Source organism: Halomonas sp. Mc5H-6 (assembly GCF_024124705.1).
Taxonomy (GTDB): domain Bacteria; phylum Pseudomonadota; class Gammaproteobacteria; order Pseudomonadales; family Halomonadaceae; genus Vreelandella; species Vreelandella subterranea.
Map to the genome: position 1 here is coordinate 194,238 of NZ_JAMXSI010000002.1, position 20,805 is coordinate 215,042.

21 protein-coding genes are annotated in these 20,805 nt (G+C 58.4%); 12 read left to right on the plus strand and 9 right to left on the minus strand.

The window, feature by feature from the left end; genetic code table 11:
- Positions 1-60 precede the first annotated feature (60 nt).
- The 9 genes from NH395_RS04330 (at position 61) to NH395_RS04370 (ending at position 10,320) form a co-directional block, all read left to right on the plus strand.
- Entirely contained in the window at positions 61-2,838 is a 2,778-nt protein-coding gene (locus tag NH395_RS04330; protein ID WP_253022664.1) for an aminotransferase class I/II-fold pyridoxal phosphate-dependent enzyme, read from the plus strand.
- A 195-nt stretch (positions 2,839-3,033) separates the two neighbouring features.
- Positions 3,034-4,530 (plus strand): NAD-dependent succinate-semialdehyde dehydrogenase, encoded by a 1,497-nt coding sequence (locus tag NH395_RS04335; protein WP_253022665.1) that lies wholly within the window; start codon positions 3,034-3,036, stop codon positions 4,528-4,530.
- Between the two features lie 71 nt (positions 4,531-4,601).
- The gene (locus NH395_RS04340; protein ID WP_253022666.1) at positions 4,602-6,035 is read left to right on the plus strand and encodes an aminotransferase; all 1,434 of its coding nucleotides are present in this window, start codon (positions 4,602-4,604) and stop codon (positions 6,033-6,035) included.
- A gap of 115 nt (positions 6,036-6,150) precedes the next feature.
- Entirely contained in the window at positions 6,151-6,828 is a 678-nt protein-coding gene (locus NH395_RS04345; RefSeq protein WP_253022667.1) for a haloacid dehalogenase type II, read from the plus strand.
- Between the two features lie 16 nt (positions 6,829-6,844).
- Entirely contained in the window at positions 6,845-7,303 is a 459-nt protein-coding gene (locus tag NH395_RS04350; protein ID WP_253022668.1) for a DUF302 domain-containing protein, read from the plus strand.
- A gap of 87 nt (positions 7,304-7,390) precedes the next feature.
- On the plus strand, positions 7,391-7,738 hold the full coding sequence (locus NH395_RS04355) for an antibiotic biosynthesis monooxygenase (protein ID WP_092826199.1): 348 nt from the start codon (positions 7,391-7,393) through the stop codon (positions 7,736-7,738).
- A 52-nt stretch (positions 7,739-7,790) separates the two neighbouring features.
- Positions 7,791-8,258, plus strand: coding sequence for an S-ribosylhomocysteine lyase (locus tag NH395_RS04360; protein WP_253022669.1), 468 nt, complete (start codon positions 7,791-7,793; stop codon positions 8,256-8,258).
- A 203-nt stretch (positions 8,259-8,461) separates the two neighbouring features.
- On the plus strand, positions 8,462-9,514 hold the full coding sequence (locus NH395_RS04365) for a CNNM domain-containing protein (RefSeq protein WP_253022670.1): 1,053 nt from the start codon (positions 8,462-8,464) through the stop codon (positions 9,512-9,514).
- Between the two features lie 155 nt (positions 9,515-9,669).
- Entirely contained in the window at positions 9,670-10,320 is a 651-nt protein-coding gene (locus tag NH395_RS04370; RefSeq protein ID WP_253022671.1) for a peroxiredoxin, read from the plus strand.
- 89 nt (positions 10,321-10,409) lie between these two features.
- Here NH395_RS04370 and NH395_RS04375 read toward each other — a convergent pair whose 3' ends face one another.
- The 8 genes from NH395_RS04375 to NH395_RS04410 form a co-directional block, all read right to left on the minus strand.
- A complete protein-coding gene (locus tag NH395_RS04375; protein WP_253022672.1) occupies positions 10,410-11,681 on the minus strand; it encodes a PAS domain-containing methyl-accepting chemotaxis protein in 1,272 nt (423 codons plus the stop codon).
- A gap of 224 nt (positions 11,682-11,905) precedes the next feature.
- On the minus strand, positions 11,906-12,562 hold the full coding sequence (locus NH395_RS04380) for a DUF3047 domain-containing protein (RefSeq protein WP_253022674.1): 657 nt from the start codon (positions 12,560-12,562) through the stop codon (positions 11,906-11,908).
- A 10-nt stretch (positions 12,563-12,572) separates the two neighbouring features.
- Positions 12,573-12,773, minus strand: coding sequence for a zf-HC2 domain-containing protein (locus tag NH395_RS04385; protein WP_092826187.1), 201 nt, complete (start codon positions 12,771-12,773; stop codon positions 12,573-12,575).
- The gene (locus tag NH395_RS04390; RefSeq protein WP_253022676.1) at positions 12,757-13,359 is read right to left on the minus strand and encodes a sigma-70 family RNA polymerase sigma factor; all 603 of its coding nucleotides are present in this window, start codon (positions 13,357-13,359) and stop codon (positions 12,757-12,759) included. The genes NH395_RS04385 and NH395_RS04390 overlap by 17 nt, the downstream gene beginning before the upstream one ends.
- Positions 13,360-13,454: 95 nt before the next feature.
- Complete coding sequence (locus NH395_RS04395; RefSeq protein ID WP_253022678.1) at positions 13,455-14,012, minus strand: carboxymuconolactone decarboxylase family protein; 558 nt, start codon at positions 14,010-14,012, stop codon at positions 13,455-13,457.
- Between the two features lie 261 nt (positions 14,013-14,273).
- Entirely contained in the window at positions 14,274-14,825 is a 552-nt protein-coding gene (locus NH395_RS04400) for a DinB family protein (RefSeq protein ID WP_253022679.1), read from the minus strand.
- Between the two features lie 77 nt (positions 14,826-14,902).
- Entirely contained in the window at positions 14,903-15,130 is a 228-nt protein-coding gene (locus NH395_RS04405) for a hypothetical protein (protein WP_253022681.1), read from the minus strand.
- A 57-nt stretch (positions 15,131-15,187) separates the two neighbouring features.
- Complete coding sequence (locus NH395_RS04410) at positions 15,188-17,479, minus strand: PqqD family peptide modification chaperone (protein WP_253022683.1); 2,292 nt, start codon at positions 17,477-17,479, stop codon at positions 15,188-15,190.
- 252 nt (positions 17,480-17,731) lie between these two features.
- Between NH395_RS04410 and NH395_RS04415 the strand changes: the two genes are divergently transcribed.
- From NH395_RS04415 to NH395_RS04425, 3 genes are all read left to right on the plus strand, one after another.
- Positions 17,732-18,688 (plus strand): sulfurtransferase, encoded by a 957-nt coding sequence (locus NH395_RS04415; RefSeq protein WP_253022685.1) that lies wholly within the window; start codon positions 17,732-17,734, stop codon positions 18,686-18,688.
- 223 nt (positions 18,689-18,911) lie between these two features.
- Complete coding sequence (locus NH395_RS04420; RefSeq protein WP_253022686.1) at positions 18,912-19,496, plus strand: TetR/AcrR family transcriptional regulator; 585 nt, start codon at positions 18,912-18,914, stop codon at positions 19,494-19,496.
- Between the two features lie 49 nt (positions 19,497-19,545).
- Positions 19,546-20,325: a ZIP family metal transporter gene (locus NH395_RS04425; protein WP_253022687.1), complete on the plus strand. Its 780-nt coding sequence runs from the start codon at positions 19,546-19,548 to the stop codon at positions 20,323-20,325.
- Between the two features lie 12 nt (positions 20,326-20,337).
- Here the strand turns inward: NH395_RS04425 and NH395_RS04430 are convergent, their stop codons facing one another.
- Positions 20,338-20,802, minus strand: a complete 465-nt coding sequence (locus tag NH395_RS04430) for a helix-turn-helix domain-containing protein (RefSeq protein WP_253022688.1) — start codon at positions 20,800-20,802, stop codon at positions 20,338-20,340.
- Between the last annotated feature and the right edge of the window lie 3 nt (positions 20,803-20,805).

Sequence of the window (20,805 nt, forward strand, 5' to 3'; positions counted from 1 at the left end):
TTGACGCGTTGCCCATGCCAATGCGTTGCTAGATAAATACCAACAAAGGATGGTGTCGTCATGTCAGAGAACAATCCCACCGAAACGTCCTACACCGCCCTGGGTTTTTATCACAAAATCTCCCAACTGCGGGCCGACACCTGGAATGCCCTTAAACGTGACCTGGGAATTCTGACCCGGCTCGACGACGAGAATCGCGCCAAGAACCTGATCAAGTCCATCGACGTCAAGCTGACTCGTCTGGAAATCATCGAGGATTATCACGCCTTTCCCTCCAAGGAAGATTTCCGCCATCTGTGGACACTCTTCAACCGGGGTGAATACGCGCTGCTGGATAAAGTCGTAAAACGTCTGGTAAGAGCGTTGATCAGCGAATCCTACCGTCGTCGCCATGTCGACCTCTCCGAGACGGATGCTGGGGCAGAGGACATGGAAGCACTCGATGCGCTCAATCAACTGCGCCGCGGACACCCGGCTTCCAACAGTTCGGCACAGCCTTATTTCGAGCTGTTGATCGTCGACAACCTGTCCAACCAGGAAGAGGAGGTGGTGCGCGAAGCGTTTCACAACATGCGTCGCCCCGAGGATCGTTTTGTCTATGACGTGGTGACGGTCAAGAGCTTCGAGGATGCGTTGATTGCCATCCTGGTCAATCCCAATATTCAGGCCTGCCTGATCCGCTACGAGTTTCCCTACAAGTCGAAATACAACCTCAGTGCCCTGCGTAATTACCTGGAAGGCCTGTCGGAAAAGGAACTGGAGCATCAAACGGAGGCCGAGCGCAGTATCCTGCTGAGCTCGATGATTCATGAGCTGCGCCCGGAAATCGATCAGTTCCTGGTCACCAGCGGTGATGTGGAGGCCACGGCGAGCCGGGATATTCAATATTTCAACCGTATCTTCTACCGTGAAACGGATTATATCGAGCAGCACCACACCATTCTGCGCGCGATCGATAGCCGTTACCGCACCCCCTTCTTTGATGCCCTGCGTGAATACAGCAAAAAACCCACAGGAGTGTTTCACGCCATGCCCATTTCCAGGGGCAAGTCGGTGACCCGCTCCCATTGGGCGGGCCACATGATCGACTTCTACGGCATCAATATATTTCTGGCTGAAACGTCGGCGACGTCGGGTGGGCTCGATTCTCTTCTACAACCCTTCGGGCCGATTAAAAAGGCACAAGAGTATGCCGCCCGGGCCTTCGGCGCGCGTCGTAGCTTCTTTGTCACCAACGGCACCTCAACCGCCAACAAGATCGTGGTGCAAGCCCTCATCAAGCCGAAGGACATCGTGCTCATCGACCGCGACTGCCACAAATCGCACCACTACGGGATGGTGCTGGCCGGTGCGCATGTCAGTTATCTGGACTCCTATCCGCTCGACGACTACTCCATGTACGGTGCTGTGCCGCTGCGCGACATCAAGAAGACACTGCTTGACTACAAGCGCGCTGGCCAGTTGCACAAGGTGAAGATGCTACTGCTGACCAACTGCACCTTCGACGGCATTGTGTATAACGTTCGCCGCGTCATGGAAGAATGTCTGGCGATCAAGCCTGACCTGGTGTTCCTCTGGGATGAAGCCTGGTTCGCCTTCGCGGGCTTCAATCCCACTTATCGGCCGCGTACCGCGATGAACACGGCAAGCACCCTGCGGTATCGTTATCGCAGTGAAAGCTATCGTGAAGAATACGCGGCCTGGAAAGCGGAGTTCGACAAGCTCGACCCGCAAGATGACGCGACCTGGCTCGACCAGCGACTAATGCCCGACCCGGACGAGGTACGCATTCGTGCCTATGCGACCCACTCGACCCATAAAACGCTGACTTCCTTGCGACAAGGCTCGATGATTCACGTCTGGGATCAGGATTTTCGCCAGAAAGTGGAGGCCTCTTTCCATGAGGCCTACATGACGCATACCTCGACCTCACCCAATTACCAAATTGTGGCGTCGCTGGACGTGGGACGGATGCAGGCGGAAATGGAGGGTTTCGAGCTGGTGCACGCCCAGGTCGAAACGGCGCTATCGCTCCGCGAACAGCTGTATACGCATCCGTTACTGCAAAAGTATTTCCGCGTACTGAAAAATAGCGACATGGTGCCTGCGGCTTACCGTGAGTCGGGTGTCGAGTCTTATTACGACCCGGTAACCGGCTGGAACAAGATGGAGGAAGCCTGGGCGCGCGATGAGTTCGTGGTGGATCCTTCCCGCGTGACCATCGCGATCGGCAATACGGGGGTCGATGGCGATACCTTCAAGAACGAATACCTGATGAACAAGTACGGTATTCAAATCAACAAGACATCGCGCAATACCGTGCTCTTCATGACCAATATCGGCACGACCCGCGGATCGATTGCTTACCTGTTGGATGTGTTAATCAAACTGGCTAAAGAGTTCGAGTATCGCCTGGAAGACAGCAGTCGCCCTGAGCGCAAGATTATCGAACAGCAGGTGTATTCCCTGAATCATGACCTGCCACCCTTGCCGGACTTCAGCCGTTTTCATGATGCATTCCGTCCCAGTGCGGATACCCCCCAGGGCGATATTCGCACCGCCTACTTCCTCGCCTACGACGAGGAAAACACTGAGTATCTACGTTTCGATAACGGCAAATTGCAGGCGCAGATGCGTGAAGGGCGAGATGTGGTGTCGGCAAGCTTCGTGATTCCCTATCCGCCAGGCTTCCCGGTATTAGTACCCGGACAGGTCATCAGCGAAGAAATTCTCGACTTTCTCCAGGCGTTGGATGTGACCGAGATCCATGGCTACCGGCCGGAGTTAGGGCTGGTGGTCTTCACCGAGGAGGCATTGCTGAACCCTTCAGACGACTGATCAACGGCGCTGCCAAAAAAACACAGTGTTAAGTCACTGTTCGCCAAAAAAGGGCCAGAATTATCCGGCCCTTTCAAAAACACTTCGTGCGCAATCTCCCTTAGGCTAGACACATCGAAACACGACGGCTCAGGCCGTCATTTTTAATGTGCAACGGCTGTCGCCCACGCTAGGCGTCAACCAGGGGAGGTTTCCATGACCACACTATCGACAACGCTCGCCAAGCGCCTGGAAGACCCACGCCTGTTCCGGCAGTATGCCTACGTGAACGGTAAGTGGACCCATGGTGAAGGCGGTCGCGAAGAAGCGGTGATTGATCCGGCAACCGGTGAAGCCATTGGCCATATTCCGCTGATGGAAGCCGAACAGATTACCGCCGCGGTTGATGCCGCGGAAGATGCCTTCGTTCAGTGGCGGGCCCTGCGTGCCGATGAGCGCTGCGAGAAACTGCTGGCGTGGTACGACCTGATTCAAGCCAACCGCGAAGACCTGGCAACCATCATGACCTTGGAGCAGGGCAAGCCGCTGCCGGACGCGCGCGGTGAGGTCGAGTATGGTGCGAGCTTTGTGCGCTGGTTTGCCGAAGAAGGCAAGCGCACCTACGGCGATACCATCCCAAGCCCGATCCCCAATGCCTCGCTGGGCACCATCAAGGAGCCGGTGGGCATCTCGGCCATGATTACGCCGTGGAACTTTCCGCTGGCGATGATTACCCGCAAAGCCGCAGCGGCACTGGCAGCGGGCTGCCCGGTGGTTATCAAGCCCGCCAACGAAACCCCGTTTTCAGCCCTGGCGCTGGCGGAACTGGCCGAGCGCGCGGGTATTCCGGAAGGCATCTTCAATGTGGTGCTGGGCGACCCTGCGGAAGTGTCCAAGATTCTATGTGCCGAGCCGCGTATTCGGGCGCTGTCGTTTACCGGGTCCACCCGCGTCGGACGCATTCTGATCGAGCAAAGCGCCAACACCGTTAAGCGACTCTCATTGGAACTCGGCGGTAACGCGCCATTTATTGTCGGTCCGGATATGGACCCCAAAGAAGCGGCCTATGCGGCGGTAGCGGCCAAGTTCCAGACCGCCGGGCAGGACTGTCTCGCTGCGAACCGTATCCTGGTACACGAATCCATCCACGACGAGTTCGTCGAGCAGTTCGCCGAGCGCATGTCTGCGCTCACCGTGGGCAATGGCCTGCAAAGCGAAATCGACCTGGGCCCCTTGATCCATCGTCAGGCGGTAGAAAAAGCCGCCTCGATCGTCGATGACGCCGTCTCCCGCGGCGCCACCATGGTAGCGGGTGATCAGAGCCAGGCACCTGGCGAAAACTTCTTCATGCCCGTGTTGCTGACCGATGTCACGCCACAGATGAAAGTATGGCGGGAAGAAAACTTCGCCCCGGTGGCCGGTATTACCGCCTACCGCGATGATGATGAAGCGATCGAGATGGCCAACGACACCGAGTACGGCCTGGCGGCCTATATCTATACCCACGATATCCGCCGCATCTGGAAGCTGATGCGCGCGCTGGAGTATGGCATGGTCAGCGTCAACTCGGTGAAGATGACCGGCCCGCCGGTACCGTTCGGCGGTGTGAAGCAGTCCGGCCTTGGCCGTGAAGGCGGCGCCACGGGTATCGATGAGTACCTCGAAACCAAGTATTACTGCCTTGGCGCCCTGGGCTCCGTGTCCGGGAGCTAGCCCCAAAGGCTTGGCACATTTTCAATATCCTCCCCGCTGATCGGGGAGGTTTACCGTATAGAGGGAACACCATGAGCTTGCACCAGGATCTGATCGAACGTGACCGCAACGTCACCTTTCATGCCTCCACTCATCTGCGTGATTTTGCCCACGGCGATGCGCCGGGCCGGGTGATTACCGGCGGTAAAGGCATCAATATCGTGGACAAGGATGGGCGTGAATTCATCGACGGCTTCGCCGGGCTTTACTGTGTCAACATCGGCTATGGCCGCACCGAAGTGGCCGAGGCGATCTACAAGCAGGCTCTGGAGCTCTCTTACTACCATACCTATGTGGGCCATTCGAACGAGCCGCAGATCGAGCTTTCCGAGCAGATTCTGAAAATCGCCGGCATGAACATGTCCAAGGTTTATTACGGCATGTCCGGCTCGGACGCCAACGAAACCCAGCTCAAGATTGTGCGCTACTACAACAACGTGCTCGGCCGCCCGCAGAAGAAGAAGGTCATTTCGCGGATGCGCGGTTACCACGGTTCCGGCATTGCCTCGGGTTCGCTGACCGGCCTGAAAGCCTTCCACGACCATTTCGATCTACCGATTGAAACGATTCGCCACACCGAGGCGCCGCACTACTACCTGCGTGCCGCCGAACAGCACGGTATGTCCGAACTCGAGTTCTCCGCTTTCTGCGCCGACAAGCTGGAAGCGATGATTCTGGAAGAAGGGCCGGATACCGTCGCTGCCTTTATCGGCGAGCCGGTACTCGGCACCGGCGGGATCGTACCGCCGCCGGAAGGTTACTGGGATGCGATTCAGGCCGTACTGGCCAAATACGATGTGCTGCTGATCGCCGACGAAGTGGTATGTGGCTTCGGCCGCACCGGCTCTGATTTCGGCAGCCACCACTACAACATGAAGCCGGATCTGGTGACCATCGCCAAGGGCCTGACCAGCGCTTATCAGCCGCTCTCCGGCGTCATCGTTGGCGAGAAAGTCTGGCAGGTGCTCGAGCAGGGCACCGGCGAGTACGGCCCCATCGGCCACGGCTGGACCTACTCCGGCCATGCGCTGGGCTGTGCGGCCGGACTTGCCAACCTGGCGATCATCGAGCGTGAAAACCTGGTGGGCAACGCGGCCGAAACCGGCGCCTACTTCCAGCAGCAACTCAAGGCCACCTTTGAAGGCCACCCGCTGCTGGGCGACGTGCGTGGCGTCGGCCTGATGGCCGCGCTCGAATTCTCGCCGGATGCCAAGCAGCGCCTGCATTTCGATCCGGCGCTGAAAGTGGGGCCCCGAGTAGCGGCCGCCGCCATGGAAGAGAACCTGATTGCCCGCGCCATGCCCCAAGGCGATATCCTCGGCTTTGCACCGCCGTTGACCATCAACCGTCATGAAGTGGACGACATGATCGGCCGCGCCAAGCGCGCCATCGACCGTGTTACCGATGAGCTGGTGCGTGCAGGCGACCTGAAAACCGGTGAAAAGGAAGCCGCGTTCACGGTGTGATTGAGAGGACCGACAAGATAATGCCGCTGCCTGAGAACGGTGCAGCGGCATTTTTGTTTTTCAACGCCTCGACTATGCTAAATACACGTCACGTCCGTCAATCTAAGGAGTTTCCATGCAGCCCGTACTAGCCTTTGATGTATACGGCACGCTGATTGATACCCAGGGGGTCAAGGTCGAGCTCGAAAGACGTTTGCCCGACCGGGGAAAAGCGGCCGAATTCGCCCGCCGCTGGCGCGACAAGCAGCTGGAGTACAGCTTTCGCCATGGCTTGATGGGTGCCTATGTACCCTTTGTGGAATGCACCCGGGAAGCCTTGGTGTTCACCGACCGGGCCTTGCAGACCGGCCTCTCCGATAACGACTATGATCACCTGATGGCGGTTTATGCCGAATTGCCCGCCTTTCCGGATGTCGTGCCAGCCCTTGACCAGCTCCGCGATGCCGGTATGCGTTGCGTGGCCTTTTCCAATGGCACGTCTGACGCCGTCTCGGCGTTGTTGAAACGCGCAGGCGTGGACCAGCATATGGATGACGTTGTCAGCGTTGACGACATCAAACGCTTCAAACCCGACCCGGCGGTGTATGCGTTTTTAAGAACCCGGTTGGAAACCCGCCCTGAAAATACCTGGCTGATTTCCAGCAATCCCTTTGATGTGATCGGGGCAACCCATGCGGGATTACGTAGCGCCTGGGTACGCCGCAGTTCTGATGCCCCCTTCGACCCCTGGGGCATCGAGCCCGACATGACGGTCACCGATCTGGAGACCCTGGCCAACCGGCTGCTCAAGTAATTGATAAGGAGATACCATGCGCTTTTTTTATGGATTGGGAATCGCGGTAGTTGGCGGACTGTTGAGTCAACCGGTTCTTTCCGAGGATAGCAACGGCATTGAACATGTGATCAGTGATTCAGCTTATGGCACTGTCGTGAGGCAGCTTAATACGGCCCTGGAGGACAATGGTCTGAACATCATGGCCACTGTCAATCACGCTCAAAACGCGGCAAACAACGACCTTGAGCTACCGCCTACCATGACGTTCATCTTTGGTAATCCCAAGGCTGGTACGCCCATGATGGAGTGCCAGGGCAGCGTCGCATTGGATCTTCCGCAAAAGATGGTGGTGCGCGAAACCGCCGACGGCGTGCGTCTGGAGTGGAACGACCCTCACTATCTTGCTAAACGCCACGGTTTGGAAGAGTGCGATCTACCACTCGATAATGTGGCGGATGTACTGCGCGACGTCGCAGAGAGCGCCGCCCAGTAAAACGGACGAACCTTGGCCGAGTCGCATTGTCCAGGTGGCGTGACCAAGCGCATAATAGCCAGTCGTTCAATGATTCAGGGTCCAAGCATGTCAGAAAAGATCTATTGTGTGGCGGGTTTCAAACCCAAGCCCGGTAAAGAGGAAGCGGTGTTTAAAGCGCTTCAGGCGTTAGAACCCAATGCGCATCGTGAAGATGCCTGCATCCACTACACCGTGACGCGTCAGATCGATAACCCCTTCGCGCAGGGCTCCAGTTACCCGATTGTGTTCCATGAAATCTGGGCCAGCCGCGAAGAGTTCGAGGCGCACTGCCAGCGCAAGGAAATCCAGGAGTTCTTTGCCCAGCACGTTGAAGCCCCCGACGGCGATATTGAAGATGCCAACGTCTGTGTTTACACCGACGAACCCTGGAACTTCGACGCGCCAAAAGTGTAGCTTGAAGGTGTAGAATAAGACTTAGCCAATACGCAAACGGAGAGGAGCCAACATGGCCGAGCAAAAAATGAACGTTGAAAGCTTTAACCTGGATCACACCAAGGTGAAAGCGCCCTACATCCGTTTAGCTGATATCAAAGAAGGCGAAAACGGAGATCGTATTCACAAATACGACCTGCGCATTTGCCAGCCCAATAAAGGCCATATGGACATGCCGGCGCTACATTCGCTGGAGCACCTGCTGGCCGAAAAGTCGCGCAACCACACCGATAAAGTGGTGGATATCAGCCCGATGGGCTGCCAAACCGGCTTCTACATCGCGATGATCAACCACGATGACTACGATGAAGTGGTTTCCATCGTCGAGAAAACGCTGAACGATGTACTGGAAGCCACCGAAGTACCTGCCTGCAACGAAATGCAGTGTGGCTGGGCAGCCAGCCATAGCCTGGAAGGTGCCCAAGAGCTTGCCAAGGCCCTGCTTGAAAAGCGCAGCGAGTGGAAGGATGTGTTTGCCTGAGGGGTAATGAGCAGGACCTAAAGACTGCTATCCAAACGCCTCCTGCCGGGAGGCGTTCTGGTTTTATGACGTCACCGTTGGCCGCATGGCAGATTCAGCGGTTCTTGGCTGCGGCAGATGAAAAGGTTCTTTATTGAACCGCCTGTTGATTCTGGCGGTCCATGCCTCTATAACACATCCATCGCCCCTAACATGAGCCTTACATGGTCCTTCTGATCACGATTGCCGCCTTATCCATCGGTTTTTCCTTTCTATGCTCGATTCTTGAAGCGGCATTGCTTTCTATCACACCAAGCTATATTGCCAAGCAGAAAGAAGATAACCCCAGACTTCATGCGTCGCTGACGCAGTTGAAGGACAATATCGATCGCCCGCTGGCGGCCATTCTGACCCTTAATACCATTGCCCATACGGTGGGTGCCACGGCTGTTGGCGCGCAAGCTGCGGTGGTGTTTGGCGAGTCGTCCATCGGCATTGTCTCAGCCGTGATGACCATGTTGATTTTGATCCTCTCAGAGATCATTCCGAAAACCATCGGGGCAACTTACTGGCGAGGGCTGTCGCCGATGTTGCCGCGTTTCCTCAAGCCGATGATCATCATTCTGCTGCCATTCATCTGGATGTCGGAGCAAATCACCCGTCGCCTGGGCAAGTCCGAACACGATGTCGACTTGCGTGAGGAAATCAAGGTGCTTGCCCGGGTGGGGCTGGAAGAAAAAGTACTGGATGCCGATGAGACGCGCACCATCGTCAACATGCTCAACCTGCACGAAATTCCGGTAGGCAAGGCAATGACGCCGCGTACCGTCTGCAAAACGGTGCTGCCCCATCTTACGGTGGGAGAATTTGAAGAAGCCTACAGCCATACACCGTTCACTCGCTTCCCGGTCATGGATAATGGTGAGCAGGCCTTTGGCTATGTGCACAAAGCGGATATGTATCACGCGGATGAGCACAGCATCATGAAAGACATGATGCATCCGATTGCCAGTGTGGATGTCTCCAGTAATGTGGAGCAGGTGTTTGCGTCAATGCTCAGTGACCGGCTGCACATGCGCGTGATTTACGACGAGCATGGCACCTTCGTTGGCCTGATTACCCTTGAAGACATCATTGAAACGATTCTTGGGCAGGATATCGTCGACGAGACCGACGATGTTGATAACCTGCGCAGCTACGCGAAGCAGGTGTGGCTCAAGCGGGTCAAGCGAGAAACCAAAGCCGCTGAAAAGTCGGCCGGTTCGCATAGCGTCTAGTTTTATCTATCGTCCAGTGACGCTATGCCTTGGCCTGGGCCGTTTTTTATCACGGTAAGACGGTTTTGATTGGCTTGCTTAGCACTTTATGTTCTATAGTGATGGACCTGAAAGACGCTTAAAGCATTAGGGTTTTTGACCCACAGGAGGAAAACATGTCACTACGTATCAATGCCGTGGTTCCCGACTTTGAAGCCGAGACCAGCCATGGGCCCATTCGCTTTCATGATTGGATTGGCGACAGCTGGGCGATCCTGTTCTCCCACCCCAAAGACTTTACGCCTGTGTGCACCACCGAATTCGGTGCCGTTGCCACCTTGAGCGAGGAGTGGAAAAAACGCGGTACCAAGGTGATCGGCGTCTCGGTAGACGGCGTGGAAGATCACAAACGCTGGTGCGACGATATCAAGAGCGTCAGCGGCAGCGACGTGGATTTCCCGATCATTGCCGATGACGGCCTGACCGTCTCCAAACTCTACGACATGCTGCCCGAAGACGCCTATCTGCCGGATGGCCGCACGCCCGCTGACAGCGCTACGGTGCGTTCGGTATTCATCATCGGGCCGGACAAGCAGCTCAAGCTGTCCATGACCTACCCGATGACCGTAGGCCGCAACTTCGCTGAGATCCTGCGTGCTTTGGATGCCTTGCAAGCCACGGCCAAGCACGGTGTGGCGACACCGGCAGACTGGACAGTCGGGCAGGATGTGATTATTCCGCCCAGCGTGTCAGACGAAGACGCCAAGCAAAAATTCGGCGATTACGAGACGGTGCTGCCGTATCTGCGTAAAACCACGCTGAAGTAAGTTGCATCATGAAGGCGGGGTAATGAAAACCTGCCAATAATAAAGTGCCAGCCTTTAAAGGCTGGCACTTTATTATTGGGCCAGGAAAGCTAGCTGGTTTCCTTGAGCGTTAGTTGGTCGATGGATGACGATACATTACGCGACCCTGTCAGTATTTCATTTACGATCGTTTCTATTTCGCTGATGCTTGCCTGACTCGACTCGCTGCGGTCTATGACTTGCTTCATGGTCTGAGTGGTGCGTGTCACAAGGTCGCTGTTTTCCCTGAGCACCAGGGTAATGCTGTCGACCGCTTCACTCGATCCTTTGGCCAGCTGGCGAACCTCATTGGCAACAACGGCAAAGCCGCGGCCCTGCTCTCCGGCGCGAGCGGCTTCCACCGCCGCATTAAGCGAAAGTAAATTGGTCTGGTTGGCAATGTTGGCGATGGCCTCAGTAATCATGTTGATATTTTTTGCCTGCTCGTTGAGCGATTCAACCAGGCGTTGCGCCTCAACCAGCGCCTGGGCTGATTGCTGGGCGTCCTCCAGTACACGCTGCAAGTGAGACAGGCCGCTCTGGGCAATCTGCTCGGTTTCCGATGATGTCGATTGCGCCGTCAACACCGCTTGATTGGCGGCATGGGCTTCCTGCATGGCCGAGGTGATATCGGTGGCAAACTTGACCACTTTGAACACCTCGCCGTTGGCATCCGTAATCGGGTTATAAGTCGCCTCCAACCAGAGGCTGTGGCCTTGCGAGTTCAGTCGCTCAAACTTGCCTTGCTTGAACTCGCCTCTGGCCAGTTCTTCCCAGAAATGCGGGTGTTGCTGGTAAAACGAGGGTGGGCATAACTGGCGATGATGCGAACCTGCCAGCTGCTCGTTGGTATAGCCCACCGCTTGCTCGAAGTTGGTATTGGCATTGATTATTTCGCCTGCCGGGGTGAATTCAATCACTGCCATGGAGCTATCAAGCGCCTGCAGAACAGCGTCCTTGCGCGCCGCTTCCTGGTACTTGGCCGTCACGTCATTGGCGACCTTGAAGACGCTGACGACACGGCCTCTGCGGTTGCAAACAGGCACATAGGTTGCCTCGAGCCATATGTCCTGGCCTCTGGCATCTATCCGCTTGAACGTACCCTGATGGCTTTCTCCTTCAGAAAGTGAACGCCAGAATGATCGATACGCGGAAGAGCTCGCCTCGTTTTCAGTGCAGAACAGTCTGTGATGCTGGCCCTTGATGGCGTCCAGCGAATAGCCAACCGCATCCAGGAAGTGTTGGCTGGCGTCCAGAATAATACCGTCAGGGGTAAATTCGATGCAGGCGGTGTGTAGCATCAAGGCACGTCGATGGGCGTTATTCGTGTTGTCAAAAATCATGTCTTAAGTCCCGGTGTCTTCTAAACCGCCTGAGTAATGAGTGTATTGCGACTTTTTTTTGATAGTTATACACATCCTATACGAAAGCGGCAAGGCTGACATCCTCAGTCACCTTGAAGACCGAGCGGCAGGTCAAAAACTGTTTTATATACCTCAACGGTAATATCAATGGGCGGTATGGAGGCGTCTGCTATCAGGTGTTGGGGGAATTCGAGAAACCGTTTTTAAGGGCAGTTTGGCAGCTGTCTAGTCGCGGAGAACCCGAGTTGGCTAAACCAGGCGGTGGCGTCATTGCCTGAGTTGTCGCCATCGCTCATCAAGGCAACCCCGTCAATGGTGGTTACTGTGTCGCCAAACAAGGTGGCAAAGTCGGCGCGCACGTCGCGTACCTCGGCGACCCATTCGCCCACCTTTGAGGCGCCGCCTTGTAGGGCCATCAATTCGGCGCGGTCGGTAAATGCATTGGTCCAGGCGCTACCCGCGTCCTGCGTCGACGACCAGACATAATTGATGGATTGAACTTGCCAGGGCAGCAGCCCCGTTTTGCGCGCCACATAGACACGAGCAGGGTAGTCGTCGCCCGCCTTGGTGGTCTCATCGAGTCCCGGGTAGGTGGAGTCCACCTGCCAGCACCAGTGCAGGTAGGGCGTTTCATTGAGGTCGATTTCGCGCTCCAGATAGCGTGCCGATGCCTGGCCCTGTGATTGGGCCATCAGCACCCTGGCACCATCCTTTTCGACGATCTCGTAATGGGTCTCACCGTCAAAACTGCGGGTGGGCCAGGTCATGATCTGGTTGGGTGTCAACAAGATGTCTGCCGTGGCCGTGCTGCTGATCATCAGCAAACCGGCGATAACCGCAACGCCGTGAAGTGGGCGCATAGGGCAACTCCTAGTCATCCTGTGTCGATGACGGTTTCAAGGCAGCAGGATGGTGTTCACCGATGGCATGCAGAAGATCGAACTGACGCGCGCAGGCACGGCAGGCACCACACATGGAAAGGTGAAAACGCAGCGCTGTTTTTTCCCGGAGGGTAAGCACCCTATCCTGTTTGAGCGACATCAAGCGTGTGGCTTCACGGCACATCAGCATGGTTAACTCCTAGGCTAGCTTGCAAAAACCAGCTTTTCTCGATGCAGTCGCGCAACTTCAACCGCGCGCGGTGCAGGATGACCCAACAGTTGGACTCTGAGATATCGAGCACATTGCATATTTCCGGTGTTGAAAGCTCCATGAGTTCACGCATCGTGAACACGCGGGCCGTGTTTTCCGGCAATGCCACCAGGCAGGCATCCAACACTTTCCAGAAAGCCGTGTTTTCGAGCACCTGATCGGGGTCGCCCCATGGCGTTGGACGTTTCGTCGCCTGCCAGCGGCCGTTTTCCTGGAACAGGTTTTCCAGCGCGTCGTCGTCACTTTGATCATCACTCTGCCACGCGACAAAGCGGCCTTGCTGGCGGAACCTTTCGAGTATCTTGTTTTTGAGGATGCCGAAGACCCAGGTTTCAAACGCTGAGCGCCCGCCAAAGGCATCGTGCTTTTCCAGTGCGGTGACCAGCGTGTCCTGCACGGTATCCTCGGCTGCGGTGTTATCGCGCAGCTGTAAGCGAGCAAAGGCGACAAGCTTGGGTCGTAGCGCCGCAATATGTTCATCGGGTGAATGCGTGGCGGTTATCACGGCAGAGAGTCCTCATGGAGACCGGGTTGCAGTAGCGTTCCCATTTCCAGGCAGCATCCGTCTGTGGCCGCAAGGCGGCCACCGGTAGACAGGCGTTATGATGCGGGTGCTTCCCACGCAAGCGGCTTGAGCTCTTCGTTGAGCGGCGTGCCGGCAACGTGGTTGGTGTAGTTCGAGAGTGTTTTCAGCGCGCAGGCAATGACCAGCTCCAGCACCTGCTGATGGGTGAAACCTGCTTCGAGGAAGGCATCCAGCTCGGCTTGCTCGGCCCAGCCACGCTGAGCGTTCAAGTGGCGCGCAAAACGCGTCACGGCAGCCAGCTTGGCATCGTTAGGTGTCTTGCGATCGCGCAGATCCTTGACGGTCTCGTCGTCGGCACCGGCTTGTTTAATGCCACCGGTATGGGCGGCGACGCAGAACGCACAGAGGTTATCAGCACTGATGGCGAGCAGGGCCGCCTGCTGTTCCACCGGACTCAGGCTGGTCTTGGCATAGATGCCGTCAAGGGTCAGATAGGCGTCGAGAAGCGTCGGCGCCTCGGCCATCTTGGCAAAGATATTCGGCAGGAAGCCCATTTTCTTTTCGGCGGCTTTCAGGTTCGCCTGCGCTGCTTCGGGTGCGCTATCGACGGTATGTAATGGAAAATCGGCCATTTCTCTCTCCTTGGATCGATAAAAGACGGCTGATGCAGGATCGCCGTATGTCTGTATTGATTATGGAACAATTAGTCCAAAATTGGCAACAAACGCGACGGAATTTCTGTCATGCATCTTTCGTTGAGCGTTGGTGGCCGGAGTCTTTGTCACCACGCCAAGGCGATAGAGTGGTGGCCCACCGGAATTGAACAGGGGGCGAGGAGGTGATGTGGCGGATGGAAACGCGCTTGGAAGCGGGGGCGGCAGCGAGTACATTTCTCAAGAGACTGAACGCTGCTGCTCCCAGTAACGTAGCGTCGATGGATGAACGCCGAAGTGCTCGGGTAGCGTAATGCCCAGCTGTTCGCAGAGCAGGCCGAGCAGCGCCATGTGGTGAATGCTGTGGCTGGTTAAAAACGCCAGTTCCCGGCCCAGGCTGGTGGGCAGGGCCAACGAATCGTCGGCGCCATCCACCTCAACAGGGTAGCTCAGCGTCAGGGCGGCGTCGTGGGGCCTGTCTGCCAGTGCCTCGAGCTCCGCCTGGAACGCTTCGACGCGCTCACCCGCGTAACCGGGCCGGGTTTCCAGCGCCGCTTCCCGCAGGCGTTCTTCATAGTCCAATACCGCCTTTGTGGGTGCCGTCGCGCAGGCATCCAGCAGCGTCTGGTAGTGCTCAAGAATATGTCGGATGTGTTTGCCCAGTGACTGAGTACCCTTGGCGCCAAGCGGGCGCTGGTAGTCGTGTGCCGAGACGCGGCCAAGCAATTGGGCGAGTTGCGCGAGCGTTTGCACGTTTTCGTCTATCAGTGGCGACAGTGATGATGTCGACATGGTCATTAGCCTCCCGGTGAAGTGTGCCGGTGCGTACACCGGCACAGAAGCAGTTAGTTTGACGGGCAGGGCCGGTGTTAGCCGGCTTCGGCACCGCCTTCGCCTTCCGCTTCAGCTTCGCCCTCAGAGCCACCTTCGGCCAGCATCATGGGCGCTTCCTGCATCGAGGTGAATCCTTCGGTGGGTTCGTCAGCCTGGGCCTGAAAGGCCAGACCACCCGCGACCAGCGCCAGGGCAGGGGCGGTATAGCCGAACCGGCGGCCAAGGCGGCTCAGTAAACGACGTTTCGCTTCGTGTTGAGACATGAGGCTTCTCCTTATAGTGTCATAAGCAAATGCGCCAGATGGCGCGACTTCCTGCCGCTATACAGCGGCCTGGGAAGAGGGTAAAAGCGGTGTCCGGTCAAGCCATTGGGTAACGGCCTCGACCTGGTTGCTGGCCAGCCGCGCGCTGTGCGCGCCCTGGGCCATGTGCTGCAGCGCGGTCAAGGCGTCAGGGCTTAACCCTTGCGGTTGATCTGCTGTTTCCTGGGCCCTGGGCAGCAGGGCGCCAAGCAACTCGAGCGACGACGGTGCTTCGGAGCTGTCGCTCGGGGCGTCATCAAGCCATAAAAGCCCAACGCAAGGGGCGCGTTCCTGAAACAGGAACCCGGCATCCTCAAGCGGTAGATTAAGCGGTTCCAGGGTGTCCGGTGTGGCCAGCGAGAGGCGTGCGCCGCGTGTCAGGGCAAGGTCATGCTGGGCCGCCACTGTTTTCAGTGTGCCCATCGCCTGGGCAGGCGCCTGGTTGGGCACAACGCAGACGACGTGCCCCTCCGCCCGACTCAGCAGGGCGACATCGAGCACCAACTGGCCGTTACTGGCAGCGTGGGACAGGCAGAACTGGGTGATGGCGGGGACGATGTCGTCGAGGCGCAGGCGCGAGCGAATGACTCGGCTGTCGCTGGTCAGGCAGTAACCGTTGGCGCTTTCCAGGACATGCAGTGATGTGTCGGCGGTGTTGCCGTCGGTGTCCAGCAGCGGCGTCAGTGTCTCGGCAATCGTGGCTGACACGGGGCCCTCGGGCGCGCTGATCGACCAGCGGCGCTGATCGAAGAACAGCGTACTGCGCCAGGTGGCGGGACGCTGGCGAGCGGGGGAGGCCGTGTCGGGCGCGGAGGTGTCGCCATCCCCGGGCGCCAGCAGGCCGTGCTGCCACCATTGTGCAAGCGTCGCCCAGAGGTCGCTGGCCAGGGTGTCGGCATCGACCTGCCCACCGCTTGCCTCTTGGAGCTGTTCAATCACGCTCTCGATCGGTGCGCCGTCGCTGACCAGCAGCCAGATCAGCGCTGCGCTGTCGTTGAGCTGAAAATAGTGCCCGCTGGGGTGGTGATAAAGCGCCAGACGATCATCGTCGATCAGCTCACTGACGTCCTGGCCTTGGAAAGACAGGCTCAGCGGAGCGAGTTCGGTCGCCAGCCGGTAATCGGCAAGGCTGGGTAGCCCGATAAAGGGCAGGTAGCGATGGGCGTCCTGGGTCGGGTAGAGCGGCACGAAGCCACCCGCCCGTTCGCGCTCGGCCGCCAGCGCCGCGGCATCGAAGGTCGCCGTGTCCCGGGGCGGCTGAGTCAGCCCGGTCAGGGCGATCATGTCTTCCACCAGCCCGGTCTTGACGGCCTCTTCGACCACGCCGCCGTGTGCCGGCTTGGCGCAGGTGCCCAGCGAAGGGCTCAAGTTGCACTCCAGAATCCAGGGCTTGAGCTGGTCGTCCACCAGGCAGTCCAGGCCGATCAGCTCGTAACAGCCCCGCGGGTCGGCGCCGTCTTCCCGGGAGCGGGCGCGCATCGCTCCGACCCCGGAGAGCGCGGTCAGCGTGGCCAGATCCTGCAGTTGGTCAAACAGCGCCTGATCGTCGTGGCCCTGCTCCCGCAACCAGTGGCGGTAGCGGTCAAGGTCGATAAACTCAACCGGAATCTCGGCGTCCAAGTTGAGCGCGTTGATGTCGGGATTGGTCAGCTGGCTGAAGGGGTTGTCGATGTCGTCTGGGCTCCACGGCGCCGAGGCCAGCTTGGCAAAGCCCTGGTCGTAGAGATAGACGCGTAGCGGGTCGATGCTGGCGATCAGCATATACAGGCGCAGCACGTACTTGTGGCCGCGGATGGTATGCGGGTTGGCCACGTATTCCTGCACCAGCCAGTTGGGTTCCAGCGGGGCACGGACCGGGTCGCGCAACACCTGAACCCCTTGGCCCTTGGACGCATTGGTGGGCTTCAGGATCCAGCGCTTATCGGGATGCGCGGCGGCGTCTTCGACCAGCGCCGGGTAGTCGTGGGGCATTTCATAGGCGCGGGGGAAGAAATTAAGCCGCTTCGTGTTGGGGTGCACCTCCCCAAAGTGGCGCCGGGTGCGGTCACGCAGCGCCTTCAAGCCCGCATGCAGGCGGCTTTTGACCGTGAGCGCGGCGTTGCCGGGGATGTGGTTCATCACCTGGCTGGGGGAGGTCGACTTGAACGCTGACTTCGGCGGCATGCCGGTGACCCAGGCCGCCTGCCACTGCGTTTCGTCGCCCGGCTCCCAGCCTTCGGCTTCCAGGGTCTGGCGGAAAAAAAGGTCCTGCTCGGCGTGGCGTTTGCCGCTCAGCCAAAAGCGTGGTGGGGGAGTAGCGTGCGCGCTCATCCTGGGCTCCTTGTCGGGTCGTTACCAGGAGTGGTCGATCAACGCAATTGCTTACACAACATTTCCAGCGATTTTGAAAAGCAGGCCCTGCATCGATGCCACGACTATTGGTACCTTTATCTATACGGTTATGCCAAAAAAGCATTTTAATAATGGTTTTATATCACCCACTATCATATTAATGTACCAAGCGTTCTTTTGCCTGTTTTACTAAAGTCGATGAGCGTTGCTCGCGACCGCAATGGAGGTTTTATGTCCCGCTTACTATTGGGCCTGATCGGCGCCCTGGGGGTTTCCGCCCAGGCCTATGCGCTTGAAATGACACCACTGGTGGATGCCCAGTGGCTGAACGAGCACCTCGATGAAGAGGAATTGGTGGTGTTGGACGTGCGTTCGTCCATCGACGATGGCGGCGATGCCGAGAGCTTTGCCGAGGCCCGCATTCCGGGCAGCCGCTATTCAAACTACACCGATGACGGCTGGCGCGAGACCCGCGACAGCGTAGCGGGCTTGATGCCCGAGGTGAGCGATCTGGAAACGCTGGTTGGCGACCTGGGGATCGATAACGACAGCGCGGTGGTGATTGTGCCCGCCGGTACCGGCGCCACCGATTTCGGCAGCGCGGCGCGAGTGTATTGGACGCTCAAGGTCCTCGGCCACGACGATGTTGCCATCCTCAACGGTGGCTTTGCGGGCTGGGAGCAGCAGGGCTTTGACGTGGCAAGCGGCGAGCCTGAGCCTTACGATGCCGCCGAATTCGAGGCGACGCTTCGCGAGGAGTTGATCGCGTCAACCGAGGACGTGGAAGCCGCCCGGGAAAGTCAGGCACAATTGGTCGACGCCCGCCCCGCTGACTATTTCGCCGGTGACAACCAATCCCCCGCGGCGCGGGTCGCCGGTACGATTCCCGGCGCGCGGAGCCTGCCCCACCAGTCGCACCTGAACGACCAGAACGGCGCCTACTACCTGGACGTCGAGGGTCTACAGTCGCGCATTAATGCCGTGGAGCTGGATAGCAGCGAGCGCACGATCGCCTTCTGCAACACTGGTCACTGGGCCGCGACCGACTGGTTTGTGCTCAGCGAAGTCGCCGGGTTCGACAACATCGCCATGTATGACGGCTCGATGGCCGCCTGGACCGTCAGTGATTCCCGCCCGGTGCAGCTTGCCCGCGAAGGCATCAAGCAGGTCAGAGAGCTGCTGAACTAAGCCTTCAACGGCTTCTAAACGCACCCCATCCCCGGTTCGGCCAGACCGCGCCGGGGATGAGCGTTGCTGTGTCCCCATCGGCTGCCACGTGCAGCTTTTTCTTTGCCCCGCGGTCGCGAAGGGGTGCTGACTCCCCTAATCCCCCTGCAACATGTTAAATTAAACGGCTAGAGAGTGATTTGCCCCGTTGAAGTGTGGGCGACAGTTTCCAAGAGTGGTGACAATGACCATCGGCAGACCCTTACAGCATCAGCCGAAAGAAGCGCTAAAGGCGGCGGTTAACACCTTCTGGCGCTCTGGCTACTATCATACGTCCATGCGCGATCTGCTGGACGCCATGGCGCTGTCGCGCAGCAGCCTGTACCAGGCGTTCGGTAACAAAGAGGCGCTGTTCCTGCTAGCCCTGCAGAATTACCGCGAAGAGCTGTTGGCGTCGCTGTCCGAGCAGCTGGACGCCGAAGATAGTGCCTGGTCGTTTATCGAGCAGCTGTTGTATTCAGCCGCCGATACCGACAGTCAGCAGGCATCGCTTGGTTGCCTGCTGTTCAACTCTGCCACCGAGCTGGGCGGAGAGGACTCGCTGCCAGCACAGACCGCTCGTGATAGCGTGGCGAGCGTGACGGCTTTCTTTCATGGCGTCATCAAGCGCGCCCAGCGCGAAGGCAGTATCGCTGAGGCCCGCGATCCGCAAAGTGCTGCCCAGTTTCTGACACTGTCGATGTCAGGGCTGCGGTTATTGATGAAGAGCGGTAGCTCGAAGCAGCAGGCGCAGCAAACCGTCGACTTTATTCTGCGCGGATTGGGTTAGCGATAACCCCCGCCGCGCTGACCCTCTTGATACAAGGCCCTTTTGGCGCATGGAAAATACCTTTTTACTCGGTTTCTTGGGTAGCCTTGCCGCTGGCTCGTTAACGGCCGTCGGTGCGCTACCGGTACTGCTGGGCAAAACCCCTGACCGCGGGTTTCGAGACCTGGCGCTGGGTTTTGCCGCCGGTGTCATGCTGGCAGCGTCGTTCTTTTCGCTGATCATTCCAGCGCTGGACGCCGCCGAAATCTATTACGCCGGTGGGCCGGTGCCCGCTGCCATTGTCTGCGCGGCGATCCTGCTGGGCATGGGGGCGATTGCCCTGCTCAATGAGCGTCTGCCTCACGAGCATTTCCAGCAGGGTCGCGAAGGCCCCGAAGCCGCCTCGCTGCGGCGGGTATGGCTGTTCGTCTTTGCCATTGCCATTCACAACCTGCCCGAGGGCATGGCGGTGGGCGTGGGGTTCGGTGCCAACGGTCTCGAAGGCGGGATGCCGTTGGCGATCGGCATTGGCCTGCAAAACATGCCGGAAGGGCTGGCCGTGGCGATCGCGTTAATGGGCGAGGGATATTCGCGGGTTCGCTCATGGACGATTGCCGCGCTCACCGGGTTGATCGAGCCCATCGGCGGCCTGTTCGGCGCCAGTATCATCAGCGTATCGCAGATATTGCTGCCCTGGGGCATGGCCTTTGCCGCCGGGGCGATGCTCTATGTGATCAGCCATGAAATCATTCCCGAGACGCACCGCTGTGGGCACCAGAAGAAGGCAACCTTTGGTCTGGCCATCGGCCTTGTGATCATGCTGTTCCTCGACGTGTGGCTGGGGGCGTAACGCGCCGCCGCATCAACGGAGCGCCTCCGCGCCGCCATGGGCGGCATCGTGGCTGCACAGCCGGTGGTCGCTCAACACCTCGATAATCCGGCACTGGGCCACGCTGTCGCCGTCGCACTGGGCAACCGTGCGCTTCAGCTCGTCGCGCAAAACCATCAACCGCTGAATGCGCGACTCCACCTCCGCCAGGTGCCGACGTGCCAGTTGATCGACCTGGTCGCAAGGCTGGCTCGGGTGGTCGGCCATATCGAGTAGCTCCCGCACGGCCTCCACCGAGAAGCCGAAATCCCGCGCATGACGAATGAACATCAAGCGCTGCACCGTTGCCTCGCTGTAACGCCGCTGGTTGCCCTCATTGCGCGGGGCGGCGGGCAGCAGGCCGATCTTCTCGTAATAGCGCACGGTTTCCGGCTTGCAGTGGGTGCGGGTGGCGAGTTCGCCGATGCCGATAGCGGCCTGGCTTGACGTGCGGGTCATGGG

Excerpts from the sequence above, each read along its gene's own strand:
- NH395_RS04330 (WP_253022664.1), top strand. The coding sequence starts at position 61 with ATGTCAGAGAACAATCCCACCGAAACGTCCTACACCGCCCTGGGTTTT.
- NH395_RS04335 (WP_253022665.1), top strand. The coding sequence starts at position 3,034 with ATGACCACACTATCGACAACGCTCGCCAAGCGCCTGGAAGACCCACGC.
- NH395_RS04340 (WP_253022666.1), top strand. The coding sequence starts at position 4,602 with ATGAGCTTGCACCAGGATCTGATCGAACGTGACCGCAACGTCACCTTT.
- NH395_RS04345 (WP_253022667.1), top strand. The coding sequence starts at position 6,151 with ATGCAGCCCGTACTAGCCTTTGATGTATACGGCACGCTGATTGATACC.
- NH395_RS04350 (WP_253022668.1), top strand. The coding sequence starts at position 6,845 with ATGCGCTTTTTTTATGGATTGGGAATCGCGGTAGTTGGCGGACTGTTG.
- NH395_RS04355 (WP_092826199.1), top strand. The coding sequence starts at position 7,391 with ATGTCAGAAAAGATCTATTGTGTGGCGGGTTTCAAACCCAAGCCCGGT.
- NH395_RS04360 (WP_253022669.1), top strand. The coding sequence starts at position 7,791 with ATGGCCGAGCAAAAAATGAACGTTGAAAGCTTTAACCTGGATCACACC.
- NH395_RS04365 (WP_253022670.1), top strand. The coding sequence starts at position 8,462 with ATGGTCCTTCTGATCACGATTGCCGCCTTATCCATCGGTTTTTCCTTT.
- NH395_RS04370 (WP_253022671.1), top strand. The coding sequence starts at position 9,670 with ATGTCACTACGTATCAATGCCGTGGTTCCCGACTTTGAAGCCGAGACC.
- NH395_RS04375 (WP_253022672.1), bottom strand. The coding sequence starts at position 11,681 with ATGATTTTTGACAACACGAATAACGCCCATCGACGTGCCTTGATGCTA.
- NH395_RS04380 (WP_253022674.1), bottom strand. The coding sequence starts at position 12,562 with ATGCGCCCACTTCACGGCGTTGCGGTTATCGCCGGTTTGCTGATGATC.
- NH395_RS04385 (WP_092826187.1), bottom strand. The coding sequence starts at position 12,773 with ATGCTGATGTGCCGTGAAGCCACACGCTTGATGTCGCTCAAACAGGAT.
- NH395_RS04395 (WP_253022678.1), bottom strand. The coding sequence starts at position 14,012 with ATGGCCGATTTTCCATTACATACCGTCGATAGCGCACCCGAAGCAGCG.
- NH395_RS04400 (WP_253022679.1), bottom strand. The coding sequence starts at position 14,825 with ATGTCGACATCATCACTGTCGCCACTGATAGACGAAAACGTGCAAACG.
- NH395_RS04405 (WP_253022681.1), bottom strand. The coding sequence starts at position 15,130 with ATGTCTCAACACGAAGCGAAACGTCGTTTACTGAGCCGCCTTGGCCGC.
- NH395_RS04410 (WP_253022683.1), bottom strand. The coding sequence starts at position 17,479 with ATGAGCGCGCACGCTACTCCCCCACCACGCTTTTGGCTGAGCGGCAAA.
- NH395_RS04415 (WP_253022685.1), top strand. The coding sequence starts at position 17,732 with ATGTCCCGCTTACTATTGGGCCTGATCGGCGCCCTGGGGGTTTCCGCC.
- NH395_RS04420 (WP_253022686.1), top strand. The coding sequence starts at position 18,912 with ATGACCATCGGCAGACCCTTACAGCATCAGCCGAAAGAAGCGCTAAAG.
- NH395_RS04425 (WP_253022687.1), top strand. The coding sequence starts at position 19,546 with ATGGAAAATACCTTTTTACTCGGTTTCTTGGGTAGCCTTGCCGCTGGC.
- NH395_RS04430 (WP_253022688.1), bottom strand. The coding sequence starts at position 20,802 with ATGACCCGCACGTCAAGCCAGGCCGCTATCGGCATCGGCGAACTCGCC.